A 17,165-nucleotide genomic window follows, 5' to 3' on the forward strand; every position below is an offset into this window, starting at 1 on the left:
CGAGAGTTGGACTGGACAGTTAAGGCACGGGGGAGCGGGCGGGCTGTGGGGCAGAGGCGTCGGCAAGTCCTTTTGTGCGTGTGCGCCGTCGTGCTCGCTCTCCTCGCCGTCGACAAGCCACGCAGCGCCGACGACGTCGTGGCCGCCACCCAGTTCAGCATCGCCTTCTTCGCCACCCTGCTCACCGGCGAGGCCGTGATCTTCGCGCTCACCTTCTCCGCGGCGAGTTCCTGGCCTTCCCTGCAGGCCATCGACAGCCACATCGCCTTCCGGGAGTGGGTGCTCGTCGGCTGGTTCGCCGCTCTCTTCACCGCTTGCGGGTTACTGGGCGACAGCAGGGTCAGCGCGACGTACGGCGCACTGCTGTTCCTGCTCGCCAACATCTTCGGGATCTTCTCCTTCGTTCAGCTCTTCGGACTGGCCAGCGTGGGTGGTCGTAACCGGCTGCTGCGGCGGACGCTCGCCGAGGCTCTCGGACCGGCGGGAGGAGTCGCCCGGCGACCGGCCCACGACTTCGAGAACGGTCCGGTCGTCGACGCCTATCTCAGTGCCCTCAGCCAAGCCGTGACCAGCAACGACCCGACCGAGGTCGGAAACCTCGTGGACCAGCTGGTCGAGGCCGGCGTGGCGGCGGGCGCGGCCGAGAACGCCATCGCGCTGCACATCGACGTGCTGCACCGGCTCGCCCGTGCCGCCCTGGTCAGCGGGGCCGATCCGATCCAGGCGACCACCTGCGGTCGCACGCTGATCGACTCCGTCGTCCGGCTGTGCCGGAGCCTGCCCGAGCCCGCTCCGGCGCTCGGGGCGCTCAGTCGGTACCTGGCCTGGCTGGCCAACACCTCGCTGTTGATGTCGGTCCGGGGTGTCGCCTCCAACCGGTCCGCCCGCGAGCTGGTGGCCCTGACCACCGACGCCCGGCTGAAGATCCTGCGATGCGTCGACCCGGACCCCAAGTCCGCCACCGGTCCTGACGAACTCGGCACGCTGCTCCCGAAGCCACTGCAGGTCCTGATGTGGAGTTCCGACTTCGCCGAGTTCCACGGTGCGCATCAGGCCGGGGCTCTGTACGGCGTGTACGAGATCCTCACCGGCACGAAGTTCATGGGCAACTACTGGGACGGTGCGTCGATCCTCACGCAGCTGCGCCGGGCCCTGTTCGGTGACGGCGACGCGGTGGACAACCCGGCGGCGGACGCGGCGCGCAGGGCCTTCGGATCCGTCGAGGAGTACGACCACTTCTGGGCCCTGACATCGGTGGCCGCACTCGCCACCCTGCGGGACTGCCGGGTTCCGCACCCTCCGGAGCTGGTGCGGCCCGAGTTCACACCGGATCGTCAGCTGCTGGGCGCGTACCTGCGGACGTTCGCCAGTCACCGCTACTTCGGCACGGCGGAGGGGGCACGTACGGCCCTGCTCGGGCTGGTCTCCCGTACGGCCGTGAGCGGTTCGGCGAGTGAACGCGTGCATCACCGGCGGGCCGGCCGTGCGTACCGGGTGCCGGCCCCGCAGGTGGAGCCGCAGCTCCGGCCCGCCGCCATGATCCTGGCCGTCGCCTGCCGGCTGGCTCCGCTCGTACCCGGCGGGGACGACACGGAACTGCGGACCTTCCTCGCCGCGCTGCCCTCGGTGGGACTGCGGATCACCGCCGGTCTGGCCGCCCGCGTCCTGCCCGGTGCGTCCGAGGTCGCACGGACGGATCCGGTCGAGGTCGTCGTCGTAGGGCTGAAGGTACTGACGCTGGTGGGAACCGACACCGGGGAGGGGACATGACGTTTCCGGTCGTGGACACGGCCGTCTGGCGGGAACGTATGGCCGCGCTGGAGTCCGACGCGGTGACGGCCGCCGTCATCGTGCAGTGCGATCCGAGGTGGCTGAGGCCGGAGTCCCTCGGCATGCGCAACGAGATCGACCATGCGGTCATGAAGGCCCAGTTGCGCCGTGGCGACGGTCTCGCCGTCGACCGCGTGGTCCTGCACAGTCTGCCGGTCGAGTCGGCGGCCGCCGTCGGGGCGTTCGAGGAGTGGCAGCTGCGGATGTCGGCCGCCGCTCTGCTGCTGTGCGCGGACGGCAGGCCGGCGCCCAGGATCCACCGTCTCATCCTCGCGGGTGACCGTTCGTCCGCGCCCATCCCGGATATGGTCGAACTGCTGGACAACGGCGACTGGACCGACCACCAGCGGGCCGGGCTGGCGCTGGACATCATCCATACGGTCGGCGCCACCACCCCTCTCACGGGCTACGACATGAATCTGGAAGGCCCCTTCGGCGACGCCGATCCCTCCATCTACATGTGAGCGTGGGCGCGAGCGGCCCACCAGAGACTTGGAGACCAGGTGCCTTTCTCCGCCGAACTTCCCGAGGACCACGCCTTCCTCGCCCAGGCCATCGAGTTGTCACGCCACGCGCTGGAGGACGAGGGCAAGACTCCGTTCGGTGCCCTGGTCGTCATTGACGGGGAGGTCGTCGCCACCGGCACCAGCTCGGTCGTCGAACTCCATGATCCGACCGCGCACGCAGAGGTCATGGCTCTCCGTGCCGCCGGTGGGAAGCTCGGGCGGCACCTCATGGAAGACGCCGTGATGTACTCCAGCAGCGAGCCGTGCCCGATGTGCCTGGCGGCCTGCTACTGGGCCCGGCTCCCGCGCCTCGTCTACGCTGCGACCAGCCATGACGTCGCCGTCAGCGGATTCGAGGACCTTCAGTACTATCGCGAGTTCACCGTCCCGAACGCGGAGCGGACCCTGCTTCGGGAGACCTCGGTCGGTGGTGAGACGAGGGAGATCGCAGCGGCTGCGCTGGCCGGTTGGGCCGACAAGCTGCCGTTCCCCGTGGAACCGAAGCTGTGAGCAGCTGAGGGGCAGGACGTGAGCCGTTGGCCGGCGGCGGCTCGGATTACCGAGCCGGCGGGGTCCGGGTGGGTGTCGCCCCGGCCGGTTCTGTCCATCGGAACAGTTCGTCCCGATGTGAGCATGTCTTCGTCGCGTCGGTGACGGTGGTCGCCCGGTCCGGGATGGCCAAGCGAGCGGACCGGGCCAGGAGCAGGCGGGTGCCGGGGCACGGGACGTCGACCAGGTTCCCCGTCCGTAGGTCCGGACGCGGTGTCGACTCCGGTGCCGGGCCGCCGGCCTCACACCCCCCGCAACCCCCGATCCGCGAACCCGATCAGCCACTCGAAGCTCTCGTCGATGTCCACGGACCACTGGAACGCGTTGCCCGCCTGCAGGGTCGCGTAGCCGTGGCAGAGGCTGCGGAGGGTGCGCAGGGCGTGGTCCACGGCGGGCTCCGGGATGTCGTAGCCGCGCAGGACCGCCGTGAAGGATTCGAGGAGGCGGGTGCCCGCGGCGGCGAGCGGGTCGTCGGGGCCGGTCGGTTCCATGCCGATGGTGGCGGCGTAGCGGCCGGGGTGTTCCAGGACGAAGGCGCGGAAGGCGCGGGCCGCCGCCGCGAGGGCGTCGCGGCCGGCGTAGCCCTGGATCGCACCGCCGACGGCGTCGGCCGCCTCGTTCAGGGCGAGGACAGCGATGCGGCGGGTGAGGTCGTCCTGGCCGCCGACGTGCTTGTAGAGGGACGGGGTGCGGACGCCGAGCCGTTCGGCGAGGAGGCCCATCGTGAAGGAGGCCAGGCCCACCTCGTCGGCGAGGGCGGCGCCGGCCGCGACGACGGCCGCCGGGTCCAGGCCTGCCCTAGGCACGGGCGGCGTCCGACGGGAGGGATCGCAGGAAGGAGAGCATGAGGGAGGCCACCTGGTCGGGGAACTGGTCGTGCGGATAGTGTCCGGCGCCCTCGATCATCTCAAGGCGGCCGAGGCCGGAGGGCAGGGCCGTGACGATCGCCGAGCCCTCGGCGTGCGGGTCGGCCCAGTCGGGGTCGAGCGTGCCCATCACGACCAGGACCGGGCAGCGGACGTTGCCGAGCTGGGCGCCGGCGTCGGCGGGGGTGGTGCGGCCCATGCCCTGCAGGGCCTTCATCCGGCCGGGCTCGCGCAGCAGGGCGTCGATGCGGGCGAGCCGGTCGGTCCAGTCGGCGGGCTTCACGCCGGGGCAGGCCACGTCGAGGTACGAGCGCCAGAGCGCCGCGCTGCCGAACAGGCCGGTGCCGAGGAGTCGCAGCATGCCCTGCCGGAAGCGCCTGACCCGCAGGTCGCCGAGGCGGACCGACTGCTTGCGGGTGAACGGCGCCAGCTCGACGACGGCGGTGATCAGGGAGGGTTCCAGGGCGGCGGCGATGGTCGCGGCGCCGCCGGAGATCGAGTGGCCGACCAGGACGGCCGGGCCGCCCAGGTGGCGGACGACGGCGAGCAGGTCGCCGGCGATGGCCGTGCGGCTCCAGTCCGTCCAGCCGGCGTCGGACTCGCCGCAGCCGCGCAGGTCGACCGCGGCGACCCGGTGGCCCGCGGCCACCAGCCGCGGGATCACGGCACGGTAGGCGTCGCGGCTGTCGCCCATGCCGTGGGCGAGGACGATCAGCGGGCCGGAGCCCGTGACCTCGTAGGCGATCGTGCCGCCGTCGACTGCAAGGTGCTCGGTCATGACATCCCTCCGGTTGGCTAATCTTGTTAGCTAAAAGCTAAGGCCGTTAGCCCATGCTGTCAACGGTGGATTCCTCGTGAACGTCCGGGAGAGGGTGGGGTGACTCAAGTCGGGCCCGGCTGAACGAGGTTGACTTGGCCTCGGTCGAAGGGAGAAGGTCACGAGGCCGCGCGTGTGCCGGTCGTCCGATGAACCGATGGTCCGGCCCGCGCATCTCCCATTGCGCCAACGCCATTTGATCCTCCGAGGTCCGGGGACTTCTTCATGAGAACAAGCAATCCGAGACGCGGGTCCGCGTCGAGGCTCCGTCGTACGGCCCTGCTCAGCACGGTCGCCGCGCTCGCCATCGGCGGCGGTGCGGCCGTCCCGGCGCCGGCGCTGGCCGCCGGCGGCACCGCGGGTGAAGTGAGCGGTCTGCAGCGGGACTTCGCGGCCGCCGCCGACGCGTACCACGTCCCGCTCCAGGTGCTGCTGGCCGTGGCCTACCAGGAGTCCGCCTGGGACGCGCACGCCGGACAGCACAGCACCGACGGCGGCTACGGGCCGATGCACCTGACGGACGTCACCCCGGCGATGATGGCCGGCGGGGCCGCCGGTGCGGCCGGGCGCCAGGACCTGAAGCGGATGGCCGCCGCTCCGGCGCTGCACACCCTGCGGGCCGCCGCCGAGCTGACCGGTCTGCCGGCGGAGCGGCTGCGTACCGACCCGGCCGCCAACATCCGTGGCGGTGCGGCGCTGCTCGCCTCCTACCAGAAGGACGTGACCGGCTCCGTCGCCGCGGGACCCGGCAACTGGTACGGCGCGGTGGCCCGTTACAGCCAGGCCGCCGACCGGCAGGGTGCCGCCGCCTTCGCCGGGCGCGTGTTCGCCACCATCAGGAAGGGCGTCGGCCGTACCACCGCCGACGGCCAGCGGGTGCGGCTGGCGGCCGACGGCGATGTCGTTCCGGCCACCGCCCAGTTGAAGGCCCTGGACCTCAAGTCCGCGGCGGACACCGCGACCGAGTGCCCGGCCACCGTCGCCTGCACCTTCGTCCCGGCGGCGGCGTCCAACGGGCAGGTCTCCAACCGTCCCGCCAACGGCATCCGGATCGACAGCATCGTCATCCACGACACGGAGACGTCGTACGACACCGCCGTCAACCTCTTCCAGCAGCCGGGCGGCTCCGCCGCGCACTACGTGATGCGGTCCTCGGACGGCGCGGTGACGCAGATGGTGCCGACGAAGGACCTCGCCTTCCACGCGGGCAACTACTCGACCAACATGCACTCGATCGGCATCGAGCACGAGGGCTACGCCGCGCACGGCGCCACCTGGTACACCGAGGCGCAGTACGAGGCCACGGCCGACCTGGTGAAGTACCTCTCCGAGCGGTTCGGCATACCGCTGGACCGCGAGCACATCGTCGGGCACGACAACGTTGCCGGACCGAACTCCTCCCTCGTCTCCGGCATGCACTGGGACCCGGGCCCGGCCTGGGACTGGAACCGGCTGATGAGCCTGCTCGGCGTGCCGGCGCGGCAGCACGGCGTGGGCCCGGTCGGCTCGGTGGTCACGATCGCCCCGCGGTTCGAGACGAACCTGCAGACCGTGCAGATCTGCCCGTCCGACGACCCGACCGGCGCGACCACCGCGTGCACCGAGACGCAGCAGGCGTCCGCCTTCCTGTACCTGCGCACCGCGCCCAGTGACACCGCACCGCTCTTCGGGGACCAGGCGCTGCACCCCGGCGCGGCCGGCACCGACCGGATCAACGACTGGGGTGCCATGGCCGCGGCCGGGCAGCAGTTCGTGGTCGCCGACAAGGACGGCGACTGGACCGCCGTCTGGTACGGCGGCTCGAAGGTGTGGTTCCCCAACCCGCACGGCTGCAACACGACGCCCGCCCACGGCGTGAAGGTGATCACGGCCGCCGGCGCCTCGCCGGTGGCGGTGTACGGCTCCAGCTACCCGGACGCCGCCGAGTACCCGGCGGGCCTGTCGCCTTCCAAGCAGGCGCCGCTGAGCATGTACACCGTGCCGGCCGGCCAGGCCTACGTGGCCACCGTGGCGCCGTCCCTCACCGACGACTACTTCCCGTCCAGCGGCAGGGTCGTCACCGGCGCCAAGGCGATGTACACCATCCAGTACAACCACCGGGTGGGTCTCGTGTACGCCTCGGACGTCACGGCGACCGACGGCTGACGCTCCCACGGCCGTACACCGTGGGCGAGGCGGTGCCCGGGAGGCCGCGGTCTCCCGGGCACCGCTGTGCCGTACCTGGCATGTACCTGCGTGACCGCGGTGCCAGGATGAGGGCATGACGACGGTCAACGGGGAAGCAGCGGTCGGGTTCGAGGGTGTGCGGGAGGCGTTCCGCGCCGGTTTCGAGGAGCGCGGGGACGTCGGGGCCGCCCTGTGCGTGTACCGGGACGGACGGCCGGTGGTGGACCTGTGGGGCGGGGTCGCCGATCCGGAGACGGGGCGGCCCTGGGAGCGGGACACCCTTCAGCTGGTGTACTCGGCCACCAAGGGAGCGACCGCCACCGCCGCGCATCTGCTGTCCCAGCGCGGGGAGTTGGACCTGGACGCCCCGGTGGCCGCCTACTGGCCGGAGTTCGGCGCGCACGGCAAGGCGGACATCCCGGTGCGGTGGCTGCTGTCGCACCGGGCCGGGGTGGTCACGGTCGAGCCGCCGGTGCCGCTGGCGGAGGCGCTGCGGTGGCGGCCGATGACGGACGCGCTCGCCGGGCAGCGGCCCGCGTGGCAGCCGGGGACCGCGCACGGCTACCACGGGCGGACCTTCGGCTGGCTGGTCGGCGAGGTGATCCGGCGGGTCAGCGGGCGCACGCCGGGACGGTTCTTCGCCGAGGAGGTGGCCGGGCCGCTCGGGCTGGACTTCTTCATCGGCCTGCCGGACGCGGAGCGCGGCCGGGTCAGCCGGATGGTGTACCCGAAGCCGGAGTACGACCTGAGCGCGCTACCGCCGGCGGCCGTTCCGCCACAGGCGCGGGAGTTCGTGGCCGCGTTGCAGGATCCGGGGTCGCTGCACAACCGGGCGTTCGCCGTCACCGAGCCCGCCGAGATCGACTTCAACTCCCCCGCGGTGCAGGCCGCGGAGCTGCCCTCGTCCAACGGGATCGGGACCGCGCGGGCGCTGGCGCGGATGTACGCGGCGCTGATCGGAGAGGTCGACGGGGTACGGCTGTTCACGCCGGAGACGCTCGCGTCGGCGACCGCCGAGCAGGCCGCCGGGGCGGACCGGGTCATCATGGTCCCGACCCGGTTCGGGTCCGGGTACATGCTGCCCGTGGAGACGTCCCCGCTGACCGGTCCGCGCGCGTTCGGGCATCCCGGGCGGGGCGGCTCGCTGGCCTTCGCCGATCCCGGACACGGCATCGCCTTCGGTTACGTCATGAACAGCATCGTCGAAGGTGCCGAGGACCCGCGCGCGGCCGCCCTCGTCGAGGCGGTACGGGAGGCGCTGGGCCGGTAGCGGGACACCCCGTCCGGACGCGCGGGGAATTCCCTGAAACATTTTCCCGGGCCCACCGCATCAGTGAGGTGTGACGGCAGAGCGCCGCAGGCGGGGGAGGTTCGCACATGGGTCAGGCGACCAGGGAGGACTTCGTGGCGTTCGCAGCGGCGCGGACCGGGCACCTGTACCGGTCCGCGTGCCTGCTCACCGCGGGGGACACGCATCTGGCCGAGGACCTGGTGCAGGAGACCCTCGGCCGGATCTACCTGCGGTGGAGCCGGGTCTCCCGGGTCGAGAACCCCGCCGGGTACGCGCAGACCGTCCTGACCCGGACGTTCCTCGCCCACCGGCGGCGGTTCAGCAGCAGCGAGCGGGCCAGCGACTCGTTCCCCGACCTGGCCGCGGCCGGCGCCGATCCCTCGCTGCGCCTGACCCTCCTCGACGCGCTCGCGGGGCTGCCCGCCAAGGACCGGGCCGTCGTCGTCCTGCGGTACTGGGAGGACCGTTCGATACACGAGACCGCGGACGTTCTCCACGTGAGTTCGGCCGCCGTCCGCACCCGGTGCGTGCGCGCTCTCGCCCGGCTGCGGGACCTGCTGGGCGAGGACCTCGCCGAGTACGCCCGCCCCTGACATCAAGTGCATCGACCTTGTGGAGACGGTGGTTCGCCATGCCCATCGACCGACAGAACACGCAGCGGCCGGACTTCGAACGGCGGCTCTCCGACGCCCTGCACGAGACCGGCGCCGCCTTCGACGCCGACCGGAGCACGCTCGTGGCCGCCGGTACGGAACGGGGCCGGCGGCTGCGGCGGGGGCGCCGGGCCGCGGTGCTGGGGAGCGTGGCGGCTGTCGCGCTGGTGGGGGTGGGCGGCGCCCTGGTGGTGTCGGACGGCGGGTCCTCCGACCGGTCGCCGGCCTCCGTGACCGGCACCCCGAAGCCGTCCGGCGCCGCCTCCCCCGCGCCGGTGACCGCCCGTCAGATGATCAGCACCCTCGAAGCGCTGCTGCCCGAGGGCAGGTTCAGCAAGGCGCAGGGGCGGGGGGTGGACGAGCACGAGCCGCTGGTGGCGCCGTACGCGCAGGTCGTGTACGACGACGGGCACGGCGCCGCCGCGGTCAGCGTCACGGTGAACCGGGTGGCACCGGGCGGGTACGACGCCCGGCAGGCCGTCCGCTGCCCCGACAAGGTGTTCACACCGTACGACAGTTGCGCGACCACCCGGCTGCCGGACGCCTCCGTCGTGACCGTCGTCCAGGGGTACGAGTATCCCGACCGGCGGGTGGACACCAAGCTCTGGACCGCCGCCCTCGTCACCCCCGACGGCCGGCACGTCTCCGTGAGCGAGTGGAACGCCCCCGCGGAGAAGGACGCGCCGATCAGCCGGGACCGCCCGCCGCTGTCCCCGGCGCAGTTGAGGAAGCTCGCGGCGGCGCGGGAGTGGCGGGGCGTGGTCGACGCCATCCCCAAGGACCCTCGGCAGACCCAGGAACCGCCGATTCCGCAGGGTGACGGCAAGGCGCTCCGGCACACCCTCGTCTCGCTGCTGCCCAAGGGGCTGAAGGTCGTGGCGCACGGGGCCGACGACGACACCCGGTTCACCTACCTCGTCGTCGACGACGGCCGGGGCAGGAGTCTCGTCCAGATCAATGTGCAGCCGGACATGTCGGCCGTCGCGGGGAAGTTGTTCGGCGCCGGGTCCGAGACCCTGCCCGACGGCACCCTGGTCGCCGAGCGGAAGGGGCCCGGGGAGAAGGGCGGCGACGGGGTCGTCATGTGGACCGTGGACACCCTGCGCACCGACGGGTTCCGGGTGGTGATCAGTGCCTTCAACTCCGGCTCCCAGGAGACCGCCGCGACCCGCGCCGCACCGGCGCTGACCGTGAAGCAGCTCCGTGCCGTCGCGCTCAGCCCCGAGTGGAGGCGGTGACCGGTTCGTGTCGCCTCCGGGTTAGCCTCGGGAAAGCAGGCAGAAGGTGACAGAAGGAGTCAGGCATGGCCAGGGTTCCCGGTTCGGTGATCGCCGCGGGTGGGCTCGTCGGAGGGTACGGCGTGGCCCGGTGGACGAAGAAGCGGCCGCTGGGCGGGGCCGTGCTGGCCGTCGCCGGGGCCGCCGCGGCGCAGCAGTGGCGGCAGCGGGCGGGCGGTAAGGCCGCCGGGGCGCTGACCGTGGCGTACGTCGCTGCCTTCGCCGGTTCGCATCCGCTGGCGAAGAAGGTCGGCGCCTGGCCGTCGGTGTTCGGCGTGGCCGGTGCGGTGGCCCTGGCGTCCTGGGCGGTCGCCGACCGGCGCGCCTGAGCCGGACCCGGCGGCCACCCACCCCTCACCCGCGTCGACAACGCTGCGGGTCAGTACACCTGGGACGCCTCCGCGCCGCGGAACGCCCGGCGGTAGGCCTGTGGGCTGGTGCCGACGACTCTGCGGAAGCGTTCCCGGAACGCGGTCGGGGAGCCGAAGCCGGACTGGGCCGCGATGCGTTCCACGGGGTGCGCCGTGGTCTCCAGCAGGTGCTGCGCCCGGCGCACCCGCGCCCGGTGCAGCCATTGCAGCGGCGTCGTGCCGGTCTGGTCGCGGAAGCGGCGGTTGAGGGTGCGGGTGCTCATGCCGGCGCGGGCCGCGACCTCCTCCAGGGTCAGGTCCCGGTCGCAGTGGTCCTCCAGCCAGGCCAGCAGCGGCTCCAGGGTGGTGCCGGCCGGGGCGGGCGGCTGGTCGTGGACGATGAACTGGGCCTGGCCGCCCTCCCGTTCCAGCGGCATGACGGACATCCGGGCGGTGTGTGCGGCGACCGCCGAGCCGTAGTCGGTGCGGACCATGTGCAGGCACATGTCCATGGCCGCGGCGGCGCCGGCGGAGGTCAGCAGCCGGCCGTTGTCGACGTAGAGGACGTTCGGGTCGACGTCGATGGCCGGGTGCAGCGCGGCCAGGGCGTCGGCCGCGGCCCAGTGGGTGGTGGCGCGCAGGCCGTCGAGGAGGCCGGTGGCCGCGAGGACGAACGCGCCGACGCAGACCGACGCGATCCTCGTGCCGTTCGCCGCGGCCGCGCGCAGCGCGTCGGCGACCTCGTCCGGGAGCGCGTACGCGGGATCCGCGACGCCCGGCACGATGATCGTGTCCGCCTCGGCCAGCGCGTCCAGTCCGTACGGCGCCTTCACCGTGAACGCGCCGCCGGCCGCGGTCACCTCGCCCGCCCGCCCGCACACCCGGACCCGGTAGGCGTCCCGGCCGTCGGGCAGCCGGGCCCAGCCGAAGGTGTCGATCGGGATCGCGAAGTCGGAGGGGATGACCTGGTCCAGGACGAGTACCGCGACGGTGTGCATGGCAGGAACGTAGCCGCTCGACGGGATTCCGCCAATCCCCGTCCACTCTTGCCCGTACGGCGACACGGGTGCTGGCGAGAATCCGTCGACCGGTGTCAGTATTGCCGCTTCTGCATGATCCTCCGGCCGCCTACGGTCGTGGCCGTGACCAAGTTCCTCCTCGCCGTCCATGTCCTCGCGGCGATCGTCGCGATCGGTCCCGTCACCGTCGCCGCCAGCATGTTCCCGCCCGCCGCCCGCCGGGCCGTCGAGGCACCGGACGACGTCCGGGCCCAGGAGACCCTGCGTCTGCTGTACCGGATCTGCCGGGTGTACGCCGTGGTCGGCGTCGTCGTCCCGGTGTTCGGGTTCGCCACGGCGAGCAGCATGCACGTGCTGGGCAGCGCCTGGCTGATCATCTCCATAGCGCTCACCGCGCTCGCCGCGGCCGTCCTCGCCGTGCTGGTGCTGCCCCGGCAGGGCGCCCTGCTGGAGAGCGGCGGCGGGACCCGGGAGGCCACCGCCCGACTCGCCATGTTCACCGGGATGTTCAACCTGCTCTGGGCGGCCGTGACGGTCCTGATGATCGTACGGCCGGGGTCGACGACCGGCGCCTGATCCGGTCCGTCTCCAGACCTCCCGCGGACCGGTCGCGGGGCCCCGGGAGGGTGGCGGGTTTGCTCCACCCGTGGGGCCTGACCACCCGTTCGGCCGCATGCGGGCGGCTCAGGGCTTCTCTCGCGGCCGGGAGCCGCCAGGATGGCCCGAGGATCACGCCATGGTGCGGGCGAACCGCGAGCGTCTGGAGACACACACCGGTGACCGTTGTCAACGACCCCGAGCCCTCCGCCGTCCCCCATTACGACAGCGAGGTGCCGCTGCGAGGCCGGCAGCCCGGCAATGTCGTGGTGAAGTGGCTGACGACCACCGACCACAAGACGATCGGCACGCTGTATCTGGCCACCTCGTTCGCGTTCTTCCTGATCGGTGGCGTGATGGCGCTGCTGATGCGCGCCGAGCTCGCCCGACCGGGTCTGCAGATCATCTCGAACGAGCAGTACAACCAGGCGTTCACGATGCACGGCACGGTGATGCTGCTGATGTTCGCGACGCCGCTGTTCGCGGGCTTCACCAACTGGATCATGCCGCTGCAGATCGGCGCGCCGGACGTCGCGTTCCCGCGGCTGAACATGTTCGCCTACTGGCTGTACCTGTTCGGCTCGACCATCGCGGTCGGCGGTTTCATCACGCCGCAGGGCGCGGCGGACTTCGGCTGGTTCGCGTACTCGCCGCTGTCGGACGTCGTCCGCTCGCCGGGCATCGGCGCCGACATGTGGATCATGGGTCTGGCCTTCTCCGGGTTCGGCACCATCCTCGGCGCGGTCAACTTCATCACCACGATCATCTGCATGCGCGCACCCGGCATGACGATGTTCCGGATGCCGATCTTCGTGTGGAACGTGCTGCTGACCGCCGTCCTGGTCCTCTTCGCGTTCCCGGTCCTCGCGGCCGCGCTGTTCGCGCTGGAGGCGGACCGGAAGTTCGGGGCGCACGTCTTCGACGCCGCCAACGGCGGGGCGCTGCTGTGGCAGCACCTGTTCTGGTTCTTCGGCCACCCGGAGGTGTACATCATCGCGCTGCCGTTCTTCGGCATCGTGACCGAGGTGCTGCCGGTCTTCTCCCGCAAGCCGGTCTTCGGCTACATGGGCCTGGTCGCGGCGACGATCGCGATCGCGGGTCTGTCGGTGACGGTGTGGGCGCACCACATGTACGTCACCGGCGGTGTGCTGCTGCCGTTCTTCTCCTTCATGACGTTCCTGATCGCGGTCCCGACCGGCGTGAAGTTCTTCAACTGGATCGGAACGATGTGGAAGGGCTCGGTGTCGTTCGAGACGCCGATGCTGTGGGCCACGGGCTTCCTCGTGACGTTCCTCTTCGGCGGTCTGACCGGTGTCATCCTGGCCTCGCCGCCGCTGGACTTCCACGTCTCGGACTCGTACTTCGTGGTGGCCCACTTCCACTACGTGGTCTTCGGCACGGTCGTCTTCGCGATGTTCGCCGGGTTCCACTTCTGGTGGCCCAAGTTCACCGGCAAGATGCTCGACGAGCGTCTCGGCAAGATCACCTTCTGGACGCTGTTCGTCGGCTTCCACGGCACCTTCCTGGTCCAGCACTGGCTGGGCGCCGAGGGCATGCCGCGCCGGTACGCCGACTACCTGGCGGTCGACGGGTTCACCGCCCTCAACACGGTGTCGTCGATCGGTTCGTTCCTGCTCGGCCTGTCGGTCCTGCCGTTCCTCTACAACGTGTGGCGGACCGCCAGGTACGGCAAGCCGGTCGGCGTCGACGACCCGTGGGGCTACGGCCGTTCGCTGGAGTGGGCGACGTCCTGCCCGCCGCCGCGCCACAACTTCGTCACCCTGCCGCGGATCCGCAGCGAGTCCCCGGCGTTCGACCTGCACCACCCGGACATGGCCCTGGCCGAGGCCGAGGCCCACGGCGTGCACTCATGACCGACGCGGGACATCGCGTGGGCGGCGGGCCGCGCCGGGGAACCGGCCAGGACCTCGGCAACCAGGTGGAGGGATACCTGCTGTGGCGGGCCCGGATCGCCGAGGCCGAACAGCGGGCGCGGGAGTTCACCCGCCGTATGGACTGGCTGACCACGTCCCAGCGCGACGAGATCGAACGCCACTACGTCGACGACAGCCTGCGGCGGGCCCGGCAGGACCTGGAGCGGGTCGCCGCCCGCGCGGTGTCCCTGCGGGGCGAGTACGAGCGGCGCTACCGCGTGCTGCGGGCCCGCTGCGCGGGCTGGACGCTGGCCGTGTGCGGGGGCGCCGCCTTCCTGGCGGCCGCGGTGTCACTGGGGCGCTGAGAGCCCCTTCGCGCCGCCCGCCGGGGCCGCCGTGAGCGGGGTGGCGATGTCCTCCAGCGACCGCCGCTCCGCGTTCACCGCGCAGACCGCCGCCACCAGCCCGGCCGCGCACATCAGGCCCGCGCCGATCCCGAAGGCCAGGACCGTGTCGGAGACCTTGCCCGTGGTCGTCAGGTCGGCGAACAGGAGCGGGCCGCTGATGCCGCCGGCCGCCGTGCCGAGCGCGTAGAAGAACGCGATCGACATCGCCCTGGTCTCCATCGGGAAGATCTCGGAGACCGTCAGATAGGCGCTGGAGGCTCCCGCCGAGGCGAAGAACAGCACCCCGCACCAGCACGCCGTCAGCGTCCCCGCCGTCAGCACGCCCTGGTCGAACAGCCACGCCGTGAGGAACAGCAGCACCCCCGACAGCAGGTACGTCGACGAGATCATCACCCGCCTGCCCACGGTGTCGAAGAGCTTGCCGAGCAGCAGCGGGCCCAGGAAGTTGCCGACCGCGATGACCACGAAGTAGTACCCCGTGTCGCCGGTCGGCACGTCGAAGAACGTGGTGAGGATCGTCCCGAAGCCGAAGGTGATCGCGTTGTAGAGGAACGCCTGGCCGATGAAGAGGGAGAAACCGAGGACGGCCCGGCGCCGGTAGTCGTGGAAGACGGTGCGGGCGATCTCGCCGAAGGTGACGCCGGAGCGCTGGTGGATGACCAGCTCCTTCTCCGGTTCCGGCAGCGGTTCGCCCTTCTCGGCCTCCACCCGGCGCTCGATCGAGGAGACGATCTCCTCCGCCTCCTGTTCCCTGCCGTGGATCAGCAGCCAGCGCGGGCTCTCCGGGACGTTGCGCCGTACCAGCAGGATGACCAGGCCCAGCACCACGCCCAGCGCGAACGTCAGCCGCCAGCCGACGTCCTTGGCCAGGAAGTCCGTGTTCAGCGCGACGATCGAGAGCAGCGAGCCGCCGACCGCGCCCACCCAGAAGCTGCCGTTGATGGCCAGGTCCACACGACCGCGGTAGGAGGCCGGGATCAGTTCGTCGATCGCGGAGTTGATGGCCGCGTACTCGCCGCCGATGCCGAAACCGGTCAGGAAACGGAAGATGAAGAACCACCACGGGGCGAAGGAGAGCGACGTCAGGGCGGTGGCGGCCAGATAGACCACCAGGGTGATCATGAAGAGTTTCCTCCGGCCGTGGCGGTCCGTCAGCCGGCCCCAGAAGAGCGCTCCGACGCAGGCGCCCGCCACGTACAGCGCGGCGGCCAGTCCGGTCACCTGGGACGAGGAGATCGCCAGTCCGCTGCCCGGCTCCGACAGGCGGCTCGCGATGTTGCCGACGACCGTGACCTCCAGGCCGTCCAGGATCCACACCGTGCCCAGGCCGACGACGATCGTCCAGTGCCAGCGGGACCAGGGCAGCCGGTCCAGGCGGGCCGGGATCCGGGTGGTGATCGTCCGGCCGGAGCCGTCCGCCCCGTGCACGCCCACGTCCGCACCCATAGCCATCCGCGCCTCCTCGACCGGGAAGGGAACCGACATCCTGGCTCGGGTGCCCCGCCCCCGGCGGTCGAAGCGCCCTACGCGCCCAGCGCCCGCGACACCGTGAAGATCAGCACTCCGGCCAGCGACCCCACCACCGTGCCATTGATCCGGATGAACTGCAGATCACGTCCGATGTGCGCCTCGATCTTCCGGGTGGTGTGCTCGGCGTCCCAGCCGGCCACCGTCTCAGTGATCAGGGAGGTGATCTCCGTGCGGTACGTCGACACCACGTGCACGGCCGCGCCCTCCACCCAGCTGTCGACCTTGTCCTGGACCTTGGCCTCGCCCGCCATCCGGGCCCCCAGGGAGATCAGCGAGGCGCGCACGCGCAGCCGCAGCTCGCTGCGCTCGTCCTCGGCCGCCGAGACGATCATGGACCGTACGGCCGTCCAGGCGGACGCGATCAGGTCCTGCACCTCGCCGCGGCCCAGCACCTCGCCCTTGAGCCGCTCGACCCGTGCCCGGGTCTCGGTGTCGGACTGCAGGTCGTTCGCGAAGTCGGCCAGGAAGCGGTCGAGGGCGCCGCGCGCCGGGTGCGAGGGCATGTCCCGCATCTCGGTGCAGAAGCGCAGCAGTTCCTTGTAGACGCGCTCGCCGACCTTGCGGTCCACGAACCGGGGCGTCCAGCCGGGCGCGCCGCCCTGCACGGCGTCCATCACCGAGTCCGCGTGCAGCTCCAGCCAGTCGTGCGCGCGGCCGACCACCAGGTCCACGACCCGCCGGTGACCGCCGTCGGCGACGACCCGGTCCAGCATCTTGCCGATGCCCGGGGCGATCTCCTGGGCGTCGGCCCGCCGGGTGATCGCCTCGCCGACCACCGCCTGCACGTCGGAGTCGCGCAGCACGGTCAGGGCACCGCGCAGCGCGGTCGCCAGTTCCGCGGTGACCCGGTCGGCGTTCTTCGGCTCCGCCAGCCACGCGCCGAGCCGGCCCGCGATGCCGACGGCACGCAGCCGCTGGCGCACGACGTCCCCGGAGAGGAAGTTCTCGCCGACGAACTCGCCCAGCGAGACGCCCAGCTGGTCCTTCTTGGTCGGGATGATCGCGGTGTGCGGGATCGGCAGGCCGAGCGGGTGCCGGAACAGGGCCGTCACCGCGAACCAGTCGGCGAGCGCGCCGACCATGCCCGCCTCGGCCGCCGCCGCCACGTAGTCCGCCCAGGAGCCGGCGCCCGCGCCGGACGCCCACCTGGCCAGCACGTACACCAGGGCGACGAACAGCAGCAGGCCGGTCGCCGTCGCCTTCATGCGCCGTACCCCTTGCCGGCGCTCCTCGTCGGCGGGGGTGAAGGCGTTCATGGACTTGTAGGACGGGGCGCTGTCCGTCCCGCCGTCCGGCGTCTTTGTACGTTCCGCCATCTGCTCCACCCGTTCGCAGCGGTCCACCCTCTTGGTGATCCCGCACATAGTGTCCCTTCCTGGCTTACTCCTGGAACGGAACGGGAGTTCCCACCGTCTGTCTCTTCGGAAAACTCC

16 protein-coding genes are annotated in these 17,165 nt (G+C 71.7%); 11 read left to right on the forward strand and 5 right to left on the reverse strand.

Translation table 11 applies throughout. From position 1 onward, the window contains the following. The first annotated feature begins 78 nt into the window (after positions 1–78). Genes ACIRQ9_RS10360 through ACIRQ9_RS10370 form a run of 3 tightly spaced genes read left to right on the forward strand, consistent with a single transcriptional unit; the run spans position 79 to position 2,846 of the window. Positions 79–1,770 carry a hypothetical protein gene (locus ACIRQ9_RS10360; protein ID WP_404169503.1) on the forward strand — a complete coding sequence of 564 codons (1,692 nt, stop codon included), beginning with the start codon at positions 79–81 and terminating at the stop codon, positions 1,768–1,770. Next, entirely contained in the window at positions 1,767–2,294 is a 528-nt protein-coding gene (locus ACIRQ9_RS10365; RefSeq protein ID WP_404169506.1) for a hypothetical protein, read from the forward strand. The genes ACIRQ9_RS10360 and ACIRQ9_RS10365 overlap by 4 nt, the downstream gene beginning before the upstream one ends. 39 nt (positions 2,295–2,333) lie before the next feature. Beyond that, on the forward strand, positions 2,334–2,846 hold the full coding sequence (locus tag ACIRQ9_RS10370; protein WP_404169509.1) for a nucleoside deaminase: 513 nt from the start codon (positions 2,334–2,336) through the stop codon (positions 2,844–2,846). 281 nt (positions 2,847–3,127) lie between these two features. On the opposite strand, the gene ACIRQ9_RS10375 is transcribed toward ACIRQ9_RS10370, so the two are convergent. Together ACIRQ9_RS10375 and ACIRQ9_RS10380 are read right to left on the reverse strand one after the other, a co-directional pair. Then, complete coding sequence (locus tag ACIRQ9_RS10375) at positions 3,128–3,691, reverse strand: TetR/AcrR family transcriptional regulator (RefSeq protein ID WP_404169512.1); 564 nt, start codon at positions 3,689–3,691, stop codon at positions 3,128–3,130. Further along, positions 3,684–4,529 (reverse strand): alpha/beta fold hydrolase, encoded by an 846-nt coding sequence (locus ACIRQ9_RS10380; protein WP_404169515.1) that lies wholly within the window; start codon positions 4,527–4,529, stop codon positions 3,684–3,686. The genes ACIRQ9_RS10375 and ACIRQ9_RS10380 overlap by 8 nt, the downstream gene beginning before the upstream one ends. A gap of 264 nt (positions 4,530–4,793) precedes the next feature. Here ACIRQ9_RS10380 and ACIRQ9_RS10385 point away from each other — a divergent pair, with 264 nt between their 5' ends. The 5 genes from ACIRQ9_RS10385 to ACIRQ9_RS10405 all read left to right on the forward strand — a co-directional run bounded on the left by ACIRQ9_RS10385 (position 4,794) and on the right by ACIRQ9_RS10405 (position 10,284). Beyond that, positions 4,794–6,713, forward strand: coding sequence for an N-acetylmuramoyl-L-alanine amidase (locus ACIRQ9_RS10385; RefSeq protein WP_404169518.1), 1,920 nt, complete (start codon positions 4,794–4,796; stop codon positions 6,711–6,713). Positions 6,714–6,828: 115 nt separating this feature from the next. Further along, positions 6,829–8,004: a serine hydrolase domain-containing protein gene (locus tag ACIRQ9_RS10390; protein ID WP_404169521.1), complete on the forward strand. Its 1,176-nt coding sequence runs from the start codon at positions 6,829–6,831 to the stop codon at positions 8,002–8,004. 107 nt (positions 8,005–8,111) lie between these two features. Beyond that, complete coding sequence (locus ACIRQ9_RS10395; RefSeq protein WP_404169524.1) at positions 8,112–8,618, forward strand: SigE family RNA polymerase sigma factor; 507 nt, start codon at positions 8,112–8,114, stop codon at positions 8,616–8,618. Positions 8,619–8,656: 38 nt separating this feature from the next. Beyond that, positions 8,657–9,916, forward strand: a complete 1,260-nt coding sequence (locus tag ACIRQ9_RS10400; RefSeq protein WP_404169527.1) for a hypothetical protein — start codon at positions 8,657–8,659, stop codon at positions 9,914–9,916. Between the two features lie 65 nt (positions 9,917–9,981). After that, complete coding sequence (locus tag ACIRQ9_RS10405; protein ID WP_404169530.1) at positions 9,982–10,284, forward strand: hypothetical protein; 303 nt, start codon at positions 9,982–9,984, stop codon at positions 10,282–10,284. A 50-nt stretch (positions 10,285–10,334) separates the two neighbouring features. Here the strand turns inward: ACIRQ9_RS10405 and ACIRQ9_RS10410 are convergent, their stop codons facing one another. Next, on the reverse strand, positions 10,335–11,303 hold the full coding sequence (locus tag ACIRQ9_RS10410; RefSeq protein WP_404169533.1) for a GlxA family transcriptional regulator: 969 nt from the start codon (positions 11,301–11,303) through the stop codon (positions 10,335–10,337). A 144-nt stretch (positions 11,304–11,447) separates the two neighbouring features. Between ACIRQ9_RS10410 and ACIRQ9_RS10415 the strand changes: the two genes are divergently transcribed. The 3 genes from ACIRQ9_RS10415 to ACIRQ9_RS10425 all read left to right on the forward strand — a co-directional run bounded on the left by ACIRQ9_RS10415 (position 11,448) and on the right by ACIRQ9_RS10425 (position 14,160). Further along, complete coding sequence (locus ACIRQ9_RS10415; RefSeq protein ID WP_404169536.1) at positions 11,448–11,900, forward strand: hypothetical protein; 453 nt, start codon at positions 11,448–11,450, stop codon at positions 11,898–11,900. A gap of 200 nt (positions 11,901–12,100) precedes the next feature. After that, complete coding sequence (ctaD, locus tag ACIRQ9_RS10420; RefSeq protein WP_404169539.1) at positions 12,101–13,795, forward strand: cytochrome c oxidase subunit I; 1,695 nt, start codon at positions 12,101–12,103, stop codon at positions 13,793–13,795. Next, positions 13,792–14,160 carry a cytochrome C oxidase subunit I gene (locus ACIRQ9_RS10425; protein WP_404169542.1) on the forward strand — a complete coding sequence of 123 codons (369 nt, stop codon included), beginning with the start codon at positions 13,792–13,794 and terminating at the stop codon, positions 14,158–14,160. The genes ctaD and ACIRQ9_RS10425 overlap by 4 nt, the downstream gene beginning before the upstream one ends. Here the strand turns inward: ACIRQ9_RS10425 and ACIRQ9_RS10430 are convergent. Together ACIRQ9_RS10430 and ACIRQ9_RS10435 are read right to left on the reverse strand one after the other, a co-directional pair. Next, positions 14,146–15,654: an MFS transporter gene (locus ACIRQ9_RS10430; RefSeq protein WP_404169545.1), complete on the reverse strand. Its 1,509-nt coding sequence runs from the start codon at positions 15,652–15,654 to the stop codon at positions 14,146–14,148. The genes ACIRQ9_RS10425 and ACIRQ9_RS10430 overlap by 15 nt on opposite strands. A 71-nt stretch (positions 15,655–15,725) precedes the next feature. After that, complete coding sequence (locus ACIRQ9_RS10435; protein WP_404169896.1) at positions 15,726–16,988, reverse strand: DUF445 domain-containing protein; 1,263 nt, start codon at positions 16,986–16,988, stop codon at positions 15,726–15,728. Positions 16,989–17,165 lie beyond the last annotated feature (177 nt).

Origin of the sequence: Streptomyces sp. NPDC101237, from assembly GCF_044767465.1 — a bacterium.
Taxonomy (GTDB): Bacteria; Actinomycetota; Actinomycetes; order Streptomycetales; family Streptomycetaceae; genus Streptomyces; species Streptomyces gramineus.

What these genes read in the sequence shown, in the direction of transcription:
- ACIRQ9_RS10430 (WP_404169545.1), bottom strand. Translation starts at nt 15,654, where the DNA reads ATGGCTATGGGTGCGGACGTGGGCGTGCACGGGGCGGACGGCTCCGGC.
- ACIRQ9_RS10380 (WP_404169515.1), bottom strand. Translation starts at nt 4,529, where the DNA reads ATGACCGAGCACCTTGCAGTCGACGGCGGCACGATCGCCTACGAGGTC.
- ACIRQ9_RS10395 (WP_404169524.1), top strand. Translation starts at nt 8,112, where the DNA reads ATGGGTCAGGCGACCAGGGAGGACTTCGTGGCGTTCGCAGCGGCGCGG.
- ACIRQ9_RS10390 (WP_404169521.1), top strand. Translation starts at nt 6,829, where the DNA reads ATGACGACGGTCAACGGGGAAGCAGCGGTCGGGTTCGAGGGTGTGCGG.
- ACIRQ9_RS10410 (WP_404169533.1), bottom strand. Translation starts at nt 11,303, where the DNA reads ATGCACACCGTCGCGGTACTCGTCCTGGACCAGGTCATCCCCTCCGAC.
- ACIRQ9_RS10405 (WP_404169530.1), top strand. Translation starts at nt 9,982, where the DNA reads ATGGCCAGGGTTCCCGGTTCGGTGATCGCCGCGGGTGGGCTCGTCGGA.
- ACIRQ9_RS10400 (WP_404169527.1), top strand. Translation starts at nt 8,657, where the DNA reads ATGCCCATCGACCGACAGAACACGCAGCGGCCGGACTTCGAACGGCGG.
- ACIRQ9_RS10365 (WP_404169506.1), top strand. Translation starts at nt 1,767, where the DNA reads ATGACGTTTCCGGTCGTGGACACGGCCGTCTGGCGGGAACGTATGGCC.
- ACIRQ9_RS10425 (WP_404169542.1), top strand. Translation starts at nt 13,792, where the DNA reads ATGACCGACGCGGGACATCGCGTGGGCGGCGGGCCGCGCCGGGGAACC.
- ACIRQ9_RS10435 (WP_404169896.1), bottom strand. Translation starts at nt 16,988, where the DNA reads ATGAACGCCTTCACCCCCGCCGACGAGGAGCGCCGGCAAGGGGTACGG.
- ACIRQ9_RS10385 (WP_404169518.1), top strand. Translation starts at nt 4,794, where the DNA reads ATGAGAACAAGCAATCCGAGACGCGGGTCCGCGTCGAGGCTCCGTCGT.